The sequence below is a fragment of the Longimicrobiales bacterium genome, from assembly GCA_028823235.1.
Taxonomy (GTDB): Bacteria; Gemmatimonadota; Gemmatimonadetes; order Longimicrobiales; family Gaopeijiaceae; genus UBA2589.
In genome coordinates, this window is record JAPKBW010000036.1 from 1 (window position 1) to 10,956 (window position 10,956).

At 58.4% G+C, this 10,956-nt stretch carries 11 protein-coding genes; 9 read left to right on the forward strand and 2 right to left on the reverse strand.

Translation table 11 applies throughout. The features are described from left to right. Both OSA81_12795 and OSA81_12800 read right to left on the reverse strand, forming a co-directional pair. Window positions 1–1,579, reverse strand: a 1,579-nt coding sequence (locus OSA81_12795) for an Ig-like domain-containing protein (protein MDE0899884.1), incomplete at its 3' end; no start/stop codon positions are given. A gap of 185 nt (window positions 1,580–1,764) precedes the next feature. Further along, window positions 1,765–2,028 (reverse strand): hypothetical protein, encoded by a 264-nt coding sequence (locus OSA81_12800; protein MDE0899885.1) that lies wholly within the window; start codon window positions 2,026–2,028, stop codon window positions 1,765–1,767. A 384-nt stretch (window positions 2,029–2,412) separates the two neighbouring features. Between OSA81_12800 and hemH the strand changes: the two genes are divergently transcribed. The 9 genes from hemH to OSA81_12845 form a co-directional block, all read left to right on the forward strand. Further along, on the forward strand, window positions 2,413–3,456 hold the full coding sequence (gene hemH, locus OSA81_12805; GenBank protein ID MDE0899886.1) for a ferrochelatase: 1,044 nt from the start codon (window positions 2,413–2,415) through the stop codon (window positions 3,454–3,456). Then, window positions 3,456–4,877 carry a glutamyl-tRNA reductase gene (gene hemA, locus OSA81_12810; protein ID MDE0899887.1) on the forward strand — a complete coding sequence of 474 codons (1,422 nt, stop codon included), beginning with the start codon at window positions 3,456–3,458 and terminating at the stop codon, window positions 4,875–4,877. Before hemH ends, hemA begins: the two co-directional genes overlap by 1 nt. Further along, entirely contained in the window at window positions 4,874–5,791 is a 918-nt protein-coding gene (gene hemC, locus OSA81_12815; GenBank protein MDE0899888.1) for a hydroxymethylbilane synthase, read from the forward strand. Before hemA ends, hemC begins: the two co-directional genes overlap by 4 nt. A gap of 50 nt (window positions 5,792–5,841) precedes the next feature. Further along, window positions 5,842–6,552, forward strand: coding sequence for a uroporphyrinogen-III synthase (locus tag OSA81_12820; protein ID MDE0899889.1), 711 nt, complete (start codon window positions 5,842–5,844; stop codon window positions 6,550–6,552). Between the two features lie 2 nt (window positions 6,553–6,554). Further along, on the forward strand, window positions 6,555–7,550 hold the full coding sequence (hemB, locus tag OSA81_12825; GenBank protein MDE0899890.1) for a porphobilinogen synthase: 996 nt from the start codon (window positions 6,555–6,557) through the stop codon (window positions 7,548–7,550). Continuing rightward, entirely contained in the window at window positions 7,526–8,236 is a 711-nt protein-coding gene (locus tag OSA81_12830; GenBank protein ID MDE0899891.1) for a chlorite dismutase family protein, read from the forward strand. Before hemB ends, OSA81_12830 begins: the two co-directional genes overlap by 25 nt. Continuing rightward, the gene (gene hemE, locus OSA81_12835; GenBank protein MDE0899892.1) at window positions 8,233–9,273 is read left to right on the forward strand and encodes a uroporphyrinogen decarboxylase; all 1,041 of its coding nucleotides are present in this window, start codon (window positions 8,233–8,235) and stop codon (window positions 9,271–9,273) included. The genes OSA81_12830 and hemE overlap by 4 nt, the downstream gene beginning before the upstream one ends. A 1-nt stretch (window position 9,274) precedes the next feature. Beyond that, window positions 9,275–10,720, forward strand: a complete 1,446-nt coding sequence (hemG, locus tag OSA81_12840; GenBank protein MDE0899893.1) for a protoporphyrinogen oxidase — start codon at window positions 9,275–9,277, stop codon at window positions 10,718–10,720. Window positions 10,721–10,730: 10 nt separating this feature from the next. Beyond that, the coding region (locus OSA81_12845) for an aminotransferase class III-fold pyridoxal phosphate-dependent enzyme (protein MDE0899894.1) at window positions 10,731–10,956 on the forward strand (226 nt) is incomplete at its 3' end.

The following is a 10,956-nucleotide window of genomic DNA, read 5'->3' on the forward strand; positions in this document are numbered from 1 at the left end:
AGTACACGGATTCATCCGTTGCGCTCACGTCGAGCGTCCAGGTCCCGGCCCGGCCGTCGGTGAGCGCCAGCGTCTGGAAGGTGTCGCCCGAGGTCGCGCGAATCACGGCACGAGCCACGAAGTAGGCAGCTGCACCCTCCGATCCGGCGTCATCGCCGTCGAACTCGATAGTGTACTCGCCCGCCTGAAGGTCCTGGATACGGATCGCGTTGAAGGACCAGCCGCGCGGCGTCTGGGCGGCCGGTGGCTCGAACCAGTCACCGGCAGTACCGGTCCCGGTCAGGTCGGCCACGAAACGATGGATGTACGCCTGGTGGCCGTTGTCCCCCGCCTGCACGTACAGCATGGACCGTTCGTACTGGGCCCGACTGACGTAGTCGATCTCGGTGAGCGTGTGTGCGGCGAAGTTCGCAAAGTAGCCCCGCAGGCCGTCGACCCGACGATAGAGGTACTCCTGCGGAGACTGGTTTGTTCTAGCGTAGAACCCATCGACGATGAGGTCGGTGGCTACCCCCTCGACCGAAGTCAGGTAGTAGAGATAGGTGCCCATCGCGTATTGGCGCACCAAGCGGTTCCAGTTGTCTCGGTCGCCCACCGCCCAGTTGTCCCAACTGTGCCAAAGTGCCTGAAATGGCACTGCCGCGAGAGATCCAGCCTCAAGGTGGGCCATATCTAGATCGGCATTGTAAGTGGCCGCGAACCAATTTGCGGATGCCTCGACATACCATCCAGTGTCACCGGCGTAGGCGAACCCTGGCGAGTTCGCAGAATACTGGAAGACGTGGAAGCCTTCGTGGTAGAGCAGCAACGGATCCACGAAGAATCGGTTGGGATCCCCATAACGGTTGTACTCCAAATCGCCGGGCAAGGTGAGAAACGGCCGGCCCAATCCATCGGTCCCCTGCCCGGCTCCCCACGACGCGGGATAGTTGTCATTCCCCGGCCCAGGCTGATGGATATACACGTTGTAATACGAGCCAAGGCCGGGGTTGGGCGGGTCCCGAAGGCCGAATTCGTTCAGCGATACGTCACGGATCGCCTGGAGGTCGGCCATGGCCGCCTCCGCATGCGTCCGCATGTCAAAGGTTTTGTCCCACCAAACGGCGAAGATTCCTTCCGTGATGACGTCGTTCTCTGTGACGTTCCCATATTCAGTGAGCAGTTGTAAGGCGGCCATTTGCTCGACGGTCACGCTCGCGGTCGCACTCAGTGGCCCACTCGTCGCGGTAATCGTGGCTGTTCCGTCAGCGACTGAAGTGACGAGCCCGTTAGAGGAAACCGAAACCACGGCTGCGTCCGACGTCGTCCAGTTCACCACGGCAAGAAACATCCTTGCGCCCTTCTGATCTCCGACCTGAGCGGTGAGCTGGGATGTCGCACCCAGCGAATAGAGCCTAAGGCTGGTGCCGGCCTGGGCCTCATGGGCGTGGCGACGGACGGAGAAGGTGGCCGGCCAAACGGTGATCGACGTCGCTACAGGCGTTGGCGTGGAAATAGACGCGGTTGGACTACTGTCTCCCCCACAACTCCACAGCAACAGTGAAAACACGAAGGCACCCAACTCACCTGTTTTCTTCATGCCCTTATTCTGCCGCACTCAGACTTGAGGAAAGCCGAGAAACGGGCCTCGGCCAAGTTCACCACGACACGGATGGTATAGAAGGTGCCAAGGAGTGGGGTCAAGCTCCCCAACTAGCTCCCCACACACTGGGACGTGGCTTGAAACACCTTCAGTTTCAGTTTTTGGAAATTGGGTTCGGGGTCCTACGCCTCGTCGTCTTTCTGTAGCACGTTGGACGCCGCGGCAAAGAACGCGGGGCCATCGGAGTCGACGAGCGCCAACCCGATCAGACGGCTACCGTCACTGGTGCGCCCATGGAGGCTGTTGACCTTAGCCAACCCTTCGACGCAGTGAACGAAGTCGCCTACTTCCGGAACACGATCTGTTCTCACACTCCAGCCCGCCACTTCGACGGATGAGATGCGGAGTGTCTCGCGCCTTACTCTTGCTGTGTTTTTGTTCTGCATCCTAAATGCTCGCAGCGCTGGCCTAGATGAGCAAATCGGGCGCACTTCACCACGGCCCTTCGGCTCGTCCTGCGGTATCACCATCGTGGGCCTCGGCCGGGACGCTGTCAGTCCCATCACCTTGGACTAACACAAGCTAGATAGTCGAGATCCGGCGGTCTTGATTGATCACATCATGTCTCATGGAACCTCACGAGCGACCCAGCCACGTCGTCGGCTCTGCTCACAATCATTAACTTCGCTTAGACGAGTCCCATGGGGTGGGTGAAAATACCCACCGTCGGTATGGGAACTCTACGCATTGTCGCCGCACTGCGGTCAGTCTAACGTCATATGATTGGAAAACTTTGCAGTTAAAGCAGTTAAAGAAGAGTAGGAGGGAGCGTGGAAAGAGTAGGTGTCGTGCTTCTCGCCTTCGGCGAGCCTGAGGGGACCGATCCAGAGGGAGTCATCGACTTCTTGGAGGGGATCTTCCTTAGTAACCGTAAGCTGGAGGCCGGGACTGGTCGAAAGCGGGCCAGGGAGTTGGCCGAGGCCCGTGCGCCAGGTCTCATGGACGTGTATCGGAATATCGGGGGTTCTCCGATGAACGAGCATGCTCACGCCCACGGGGAGGCCTTAGAGGATGAGTTAAAGAAGCGCGGGCAGTTGGCTTCCGTATTTGTAGGCACTCAGTTCACGAAGCCCAGCATCGCCGACGCCTTACGTAAATGCCGTGATGCAGAGGTAGACCGGGTGGTGGCTCTACCCCTCTACCCGATTTGTGGACCCACCACAACCTTGGCGGCTCTGAACACCGTACACAGCGAGCTTGACGCACTCGAATGGGAGATCGACGTCATCCCCATGGGTGGGTGGCATCGGCACCCCGATTACGTGGAACTTAGGGCAGACGACATTCGGTCACTCATGTCCGAGCGAGGGTTGGAATTGGGGGGAAGGGACACATGTCTGTACTTCTCGGCCCACGGCACTCCCGTTTCTTATCTACAGGAGGGAAGCCATTATCAAGAGTACGTGGAGGATTCCTGCCGATTGATCGCGCAGCGGGTGGGAGTGAGTTCATATGAACTCGGCTATCAAAATCACACGAATAGGCCGGTGCAGTGGACGGAGCCCTCTAACGAGGCACTCCTGCCCACCATTGAAGGAAAAGATGTCGTCATGGTTCCCGTCAGCTTCATCCATGAACAATCCGAAACGTTGGATGAACTCGACATAGAACTCAAAGAGATCGTCGAGGCCCGGGGTATGGGATACCACCGCGTAAGAACTCCCCATGCGCACCCCGGAATGAGGGGTGTCTTAGCCGACATGGTCATTGGCGCAGTTCTTGATCAAAAGACCGGGCTCCTTAATACGTGCCTGTGTCAGGGGCGAGAGCAAGGTCGATGTGCTTCACGATGCAAACTGGTGGACGTGGCTTAGTGACTGATCTAGAGCGCTCTTCGTCGAAGCGTGCTGGAGTGGTTCCTCCGATCGGCCTCGAGGTACTGAAAGCCCATGGCGACGAGAGCAAGCCGGGTTCCGTGGAACTCTGCGTCGGCACCAGTATTCGAGTGGCTCCGATGGAGTTTCTTGAGGCAGTGGTGACCCTACTACAGCATGCGATGGATGGCGCCGAACAGCATTTGAACGGTGGGACGATTTGCGGTCGACCGATAAATATGGCGATCGTAAAGACCTGTAATCGTGCCGAGTTCTACATGGCGGTGGAGGGCCATGTCGCCGAGGAGATGATCCACAGGATTCGCTCCGAGATCTTCCTTCCGGCAGCGGAATTGGCCGGCCTGCCTTGCGACGGCTTGATGTACGTGCATCGGGGTCCCAATGCGGTTCGCCACCTCTGCAGAGTCTCCGCTGGTTTGGATTCGGTGGCTATCGGGGAACATCAGATTCCTGGCCAGGTGGCGATCGGATTCAAGCGCGCAATCGATGGCGAAGGTGGCAGCCGGGCGCTGGTCGCCCTAGCTGAAGTCGCTCGTAGGGCCGGTCGTCGGGCTAGAGCTGAGACTGAGATTGGTCGCGGACGTGTCAGTCTGGGCTCAGTTGGCGTCGAGCTCGCACAGCGTGAGCTAGGCTCTCTGGACAATAAGCGTGTTCTCGTGGTCGGAGCGGGAAAGGTTAGTCGGCTCGTGTGCAGTACGCTGCGTAAGGAAGGAGTCGCCGAGCTAACCATCGTCAATCGGACCATGGAGAACGCCGAGAACCTTGCCAACGATTTCGGCGCGAGTGCAGCCCCAATCGAACGCCTCTCCCAACTCTTGGCCGAATCCGACATCGTATTTACGACGACGGGGTCGTTGACGCCGATCTTGAGTCACGACCTCGTGTCACGAGCAGCCTACGGGCGTTTTGAGGATCGACCCATGGGGATCGTGGATCTAGCCGTCCCTCGCGACGTCGAGCCAGGGGTCGAGTCGATCGAAGGCGTCCGATTGCTCGGACTAACTGAGATCCGAGATTTGAGTGACGCCAACATGCGAGGGCGCCACTCAGAAATTGGCCGCGCGGAAAAGATTGTCGAAGAAGAGGTCAGTCAGTATGTCCAAGCGATGAAGACAGACCTCATAGAACCCCTACTCACTGCGCTGTGGCAGAGAGCAGAATTATTGAGGACCAACGAGGTGGACCGCTTGTTCGGCGACTTCGATGGGATCGACCCCGAAGTGCAATCTCGAATCACTCATTTCAGCCACGCACTGGTGAAGAAACTTCTTCACGACCCGTCGACTCGATTGCGTTCGCAGGCAGGCGACGAAGACTCTCATCGGATGTCAGATGCATTGCGTGAGCTGTTCGGCCTTGCCGGAGTAAGTGAGGACTTGTCGAGTCCGGACGGGGGATGACGCAGCCCGTCCGAGAGGAACTTCTGCTCGGGACACGTGCTTCTGCCCTCGCTTTATGGCAGGCGGAGCACGTTTCTAAGATGCTTCGAGAGGCATCTTCCGGAGTCTGTGCACGCCCGTTCCCTCTATCCACCCTGGGAGATCGTAGCCTCGACGCCGCCTTATCTGATCTGGGCGGAGCATCGTTCTCTTCGGAAATCGACCAGGCGCTTCTAGGCCGACGGGTCAGGGTTGCAGTGCATTCGTTGAAGGATCTTCCGATCCAGGATAATGCTGGCATCGTGACTGCCGCGATCTTGAGTCGAGAAGACCCGCGAGATGCACTTGTGTCCTCGAAGAAAGGCGGACTAGCTCAGCTACCTATTGGCGCGAAAGTCGGCACGTCGAGCCCTAGGCGCGCTGCTCAAATCAAGGCCTATCGGGCCGACCTGATTATCAAAGCGGTACGCGGAAACGTCGAGACTAGGGTGCGAAGGGCTATCGATGGACCACTCGACGCGGTCATACTCGCCGCCGCCGGGCTAAATCGCTTGGGCCTCACCCGCGATATACAAGAACTACTATCCGTGGACGACTTCGTCCCAGCGCCCGGACAGGCGGCGCTGGCCGTTCAATGCCGAGAGGACGATGCCGAGGTTCGAACATTACTTGGTCTCATAGATGACAAGAAGGTTCGGACAGAGGTCCAAGCCGAGCGCGCGTTCTTGGCCGCCTTGGGCGGAGGGTGTTCTTTGCCGGTGGGTGCGTTGGCTACGTCGGCTGAAGGTGGAGCACTCGAGCTGACCGGATTCGTCGGAGCCGTAGATGGAAGCGCCCACATCCAAATATCGAGACGTGGATCGGATCCACTTCCCTTGGCCCGAGCGCTAGCCGCAGAGGCATTTCGCATGGGTGCCCGGGAGATTCTGGGATGAGACATCTCACCGGACGTCGAGTCGTTGTGACCCGGCCCTCCTCTCAAACTATGAAGATAGGTCGGCTCTTGGAGGAGTTCGGGGCAAAGCCTGTACTTGTACCCACGATCGCGATCCTTCCGCCTGCCGTGCACGGGCCATTGGATCGCGCCCTTCAGGATGCTTCCAAATACGAGTGGATCGTATTCACCAGTGCGAACGGTGTCCGATCCGTTCTAGGTCGGTGCGCTGTACTTGGGATTGATTTTTCGGCCTGGGCCAATATACGTCTCGCCGCTGTGGGCACGTCGACGGCGAAGACCATGGAAGACGCGGGGCTAACCGTTTCGGCAATCCCTCACGCATATCGATCCGACCGACTGCCGGACGCGATGGGGGACGTTGAAGGCGGCTGCGTATTATTGCCACGATCCGATATTGCAGACCCACGTCTGCCCGAGCTCCTTCGATCTCGAGGCGCGCGGGTCGACGCCGTCTCAGCCTACCGAACCGAGTATGTAGAGATTACCGCAGACGCTAAGGCGAGCCTAAAGGAAGCAGACGCTATGACGTTCACGAGCCCATCCAGTATCCGAGGTCTCCTCAAGGGTCTTGGTTCTGATGACCCGGGTTGCATCGAGAACACCGTGGTCGCCACGGTAGGACCCGTCACTTCTGATGCTGCTCGAGCTCTCGGTGTCCGTGTCGATGTCGAGGCCACCGAGTCGACATTCCGAGGACTTGTCGAGGCGTTGGATCACTACGACGGGTGGGAAGTGTGACGATGGTGAACGACGGCACCGCCCCACAACGACCTCAGCGGCTTCGGCGGACAGAGACACTGCGTGCAATGGTCCGCGAGACACGTCTCTGCATCGATGACTTGATCCTGCCACTCTTCGTGTCGGACGCCGATGGCGTGTCGGAAATCGCGTCTATGCCCGGCACCTTTCGGCGATCGGTGGATGAGTCAGCGAAATATGCGGACTACGTTTCGGACCTCGGAATTCGATCCGTCATTCTGTTCGGGATTCCTGATCAAAAAGATTCTGGGGGCAGCCAAAGCTTCGCCCCTGACGGCGTGGTGCAAAGAGCCGCGCGAGCGATACGCGCTAGGTGCCCGAACTTGGTCATAATCATGGACACGTGCCTATGTGAATATACGGACCATGGCCATTGCGGCATCCTGCGCGACGATCAGTCGGTGGACCTGCCCGGAACGCTCGACCTACTAGCCCGAGTTGCGGTGTCTCAGGCGGAGAGTGGTGCCGATGTCATCGCTCCGTCTGGAATGATGGATGGAATGGTTAGTGCCATCCGCGGTTCACTCGACGCTTCCGGGTTTTCGGAGGTCCCCATTATGTCTTACGCGGTGAAGTATGCCTCCGCCTACTACGGACCGTTTCGGGACGCGGCGAACGGAGCGCCTTCCTTCGGTGACCGTCGGTCCCATCAGATGGATCCGGCCAACGCACGCGAGGCTTTGAGAGAGGCGGCACTTGATGTGAAGGAGGGAGCTGATTTTCTTATGGTAAAACCGGCATTAGCCTATCTGGACATCGTTCGCATGTTGAAGGATACGTTCCCGTCCATGCCACTCGTCGCCTACAATGTCAGCGGTGAGTACTCCATGGTTAAGGCCGCAGCGCGCGCCGGGTGGTTGGACGAACAAGCTGTAGTTATGGAATCCCTCTCAGGTATGAAGCGAGCCGGGGCAGATCTTTTGATTACTTATCACGCCGAGGAGGTAGCCCAGTGGCTACGCAAAACGACGCCATAGAAGAAAAGCCGCAGAGTTCACTCAATCACTTCGGCATCTTTTCACTAACAGAGGACTACTGGCGTTTAGACGATAAAGAACGCTCGGACCTGCAAGTTTCTTGGATCGACCACATGGGGCGCGTGGCCGAGGGTGTTCGTCACTACCGAACTTCGCCAACACGCGTAGGAACCGACTTTATTTTATGGTGCGCGCTCCGTATGGAAGCGTCGGAGAATCCGCAGACATTCTTCGACGCGTACTCTAGGGCGCTGAGGCCCTTCCGACGGTACGTCACCATGGTCGACGTCCTCTGGGGATTCACGCGTGGGACTCAATACCGGGGCGGTCGTGACGCAGGGCGGATTGATCCATTCGATTCTGTGAAATTGCCCTACCTAATCGCTTATCCGTTCTCCAAGACCGCGGAGTGGTATTTGATTCACCAGCCTGGTCGTCAGGCGATGATGAACGAGCATATACGAATTGGGCGAAGCTACGACGGAATCTCCCAGTTACTTCTCTACTCTACCGGGTTACAGGATCATGAATTCGTTGTGGTTTACGAATCCGATGATCTGCCGCGATTCTCGGCGTTGGTCCGCGAACTAAGAGCAACCGCCGCTCGGCCCTATACGCTCTTGGACGCGCCTGTTCACGTGGGAGTCCATGCGCCGAGCGATTGTCCGGACGACCTTTGGCCGTGAGCGAGACAAGACTCGTAGCGGCGTGTCGGTGCACGCCGGTGGACCGTACGCCAGCTTGGTTCATGCGGCAGGCTGGTCGATTCCTTCCGGAGTATCGAGCTGTGCGGAAGCATCACACCCTTCTGGACATATGCGCGGATCCAGAATTGACGGCGGAAGTCACACTTCAGCCGATCCGCCGTTTCGGCATGGATGGTGCCATCATTTTTGCGGACATCCTGCTGCCTGTCGTGCCCATGGGTATTGATCTGGACTTTATCCCAGACGTAGGGCCATTAATCGGGAACCCAGTCTCATCTATGTCGGACGTAGAGGCCCTTCGCCCCTTCAATCCGCACGAGTGCGTCGCTCCTACACTCGCGGCCTTGGGGCTCGTCCGCGAAGCACTCCCTAGGGAAACAGCGCTCATAGGGTTCGCCGGCGCCCCGTTCACCCTCGCGAGTTATCTCATTGAGGGAAAACCGACGCGGAACTTTATCAAGACGAAGAGCTTCATGTATCACGAGCCTGCTGCGTTCCAAGCTCTGATGGAGAAGCTCGTGACGATGACGATTTCCTACTTGACCGCGCAAGCTGAGGCCGGAGCACAGGTGCTTCAATTATTCGATAGCTGGGTCGGATACTTGAGCGCGGGCGACTATCGCCGCTACATCAAGCCTCACTCGTCAGCGATCTTCGACGCGTTGTCGGAGCTTGATTGCCCCACGATTCATTTCGGTGTTGGAACCGGGGAACTTCTACCGGACATGAGCGAGGCCGGTGGCGATGTCATCGGACTCGACTGGCGCGTGCCTCTTGACGAGGGATGGTCTCGGATCGGTCGGGAGAAGGGTGTCCAGGGAAATCTGGATCCCACCGTACTCTTCGCTCCGCACGACGTTTTAAGGGCGAGCGTCGAGAACATCCTAGAGCGCGCGAATGGTCGTCCTGGCCACATATTCAACCTTGGGCATGGGGTAACGCCGAAAACGCCGATGGACAGCATCTCCGTGGTACTCGATACGCTCAGGTCGTGGAGCAGTGATAGGTCGAGCTAGTATGGAAAATAATATACCGACCGTTGCGGTGATCGGCGGCGGACTCGCTGGCCTTACCGCGGCGCATCGGTTGCTTCACCCTGATGCACGGCTGGAATTGGTAGGCGATTCGGGACGTCGCTTCGAGTGTCGCCTCGTTCTACTCGAGCGCGGTGATCGATTAGGTGGAAAGATAGTGACCGAGAGATTCGATGGATTCACTGTCGAGGGGTCCGCAGACAGCTTTCTTGTTCGGAAACCTTGGGCCCGAGCACTAGTTGAGGAGCTGGGCCTCGAAGACGATTTGGTCGCGTGCGAACCAGAGAAACCGAGGGCGTTCGTTCGCCGCTCTGGAAGATTGGTACCGTTTCCCGACGGACTAAGCGGAATGGTTCCCACCCAGATGGGTCCCTTATGGAGTTCAGGGATCCTCAGTCCTCTCGGATGCGCTCGCGTCGCCATGGAGCCACTTATTCCCCGACGCAAGCACGGGGGTGATGAGACCGTGGCGTCTTTCGTGCGTCGTCGTTTCGGGACCGAGCTGTATGAGCGATTAATGCAGCCCCTACTCGGTGGATTGTACGGGAGCAGTCCCGAAGAGTTGAGTGTCGAGGCCACCTTTCCGGTTCTCGTCGAGGCGGAGAAGAAATCCGGTAGCGTCGGACGGGGGCTAGCCGCCCTTGCCCGCGAGCGCCCTCCCAAGAGCGACAAGCGTTATCTAGGGGCACCCTTCATTTCACTTCGAAATGGAATCGGAGATCTAATCGACGCGCTCGAAACGTCCGTTGTTGCCGCAGGTGCAAAAGTAGAACTTGGCACAGAGGTAACCTCGGTTAGGAGATCCGAAGCTAGGTGGGTCATCGAGTTTGAAGACCGTCGGCCGCTCACAGTCGACGCTGTCGTGCTCACCTTGCCGGCACCGGCCGCAGCGCGCGTACTGCCCGGACACCCAGATCTTGCGATGGAGCTTGGTCAGATTCCGTTCACCTCGACCAGCGTAGTCACCGCGGCTTTCAAACAAGACGCCTTCGATGGCCCACTTAAGGGCCATGGATACCTTAATCCGATCTCTGAAAGTAGAAAGGTGGCTGGTGTCACGTGGTCATCTCGGAAGTTCGCCGGACGGGCGCCGGAGGGTCAGGTCCTGCTCCGCGGATTCGTGCGGGATCCGCACCTTCCGGCAGCGGGGCCAAAGGGTGAAGAGGAGTTGCTCGCCATTCTCGAGGACGAGATTCGTGATGCGGTTGGATTGACCGCAGCACCATTGTGGTGGCGCGTCTTTCGTTGGGAAAGCAGCATGCCCGCCTATACTGTTGGCCATATAGCCCGAGTGGCGTCCGTGCAGTCTGAGGCTCACAAACTCTCAGGACTCTTCTTAGCGGGGTGCTCGTACGGCGGGGTCGGAATTCCTGACACCGTTCGAAGTGGTGAGGACGCTGCGATTCGACTCATGAAGCACGAGGGGTGAGGCACGGCCAATGACATCAAACCGATCTCGACAACTTTTCGAGCGAGCCCTAAGGACCATCCCGGGTGGCGTCAACTCTCCTGTTCGCGCCTTCCAGGCAGTAGGGGGCGACCCTCGGTTCATCGCGAGGGGAGAGGGCGCCTACCTAATCGATGTCGACGGTAACCGATACCTTGATCATGTAATGTCTTGGGGTGCCCTAATTTTGGGTCACGCTCATCCCCGCGTCGTGTCGG

What these genes read in the sequence shown, in the direction of transcription:
- hemB (MDE0899890.1), top strand. Translation starts at nt 6,555, where the DNA reads ATGGTGAACGACGGCACCGCCCCACAACGACCTCAGCGGCTTCGGCGG.
- hemG (MDE0899893.1), top strand. Translation starts at nt 9,275, where the DNA reads ATGGAAAATAATATACCGACCGTTGCGGTGATCGGCGGCGGACTCGCT.
- OSA81_12800 (MDE0899885.1), bottom strand. Translation starts at nt 2,028, where the DNA reads ATGCAGAACAAAAACACAGCAAGAGTAAGGCGCGAGACACTCCGCATC.
- hemC (MDE0899888.1), top strand. Translation starts at nt 4,874, where the DNA reads ATGACGCAGCCCGTCCGAGAGGAACTTCTGCTCGGGACACGTGCTTCT.
- OSA81_12820 (MDE0899889.1), top strand. Translation starts at nt 5,842, where the DNA reads ATGAAGATAGGTCGGCTCTTGGAGGAGTTCGGGGCAAAGCCTGTACTT.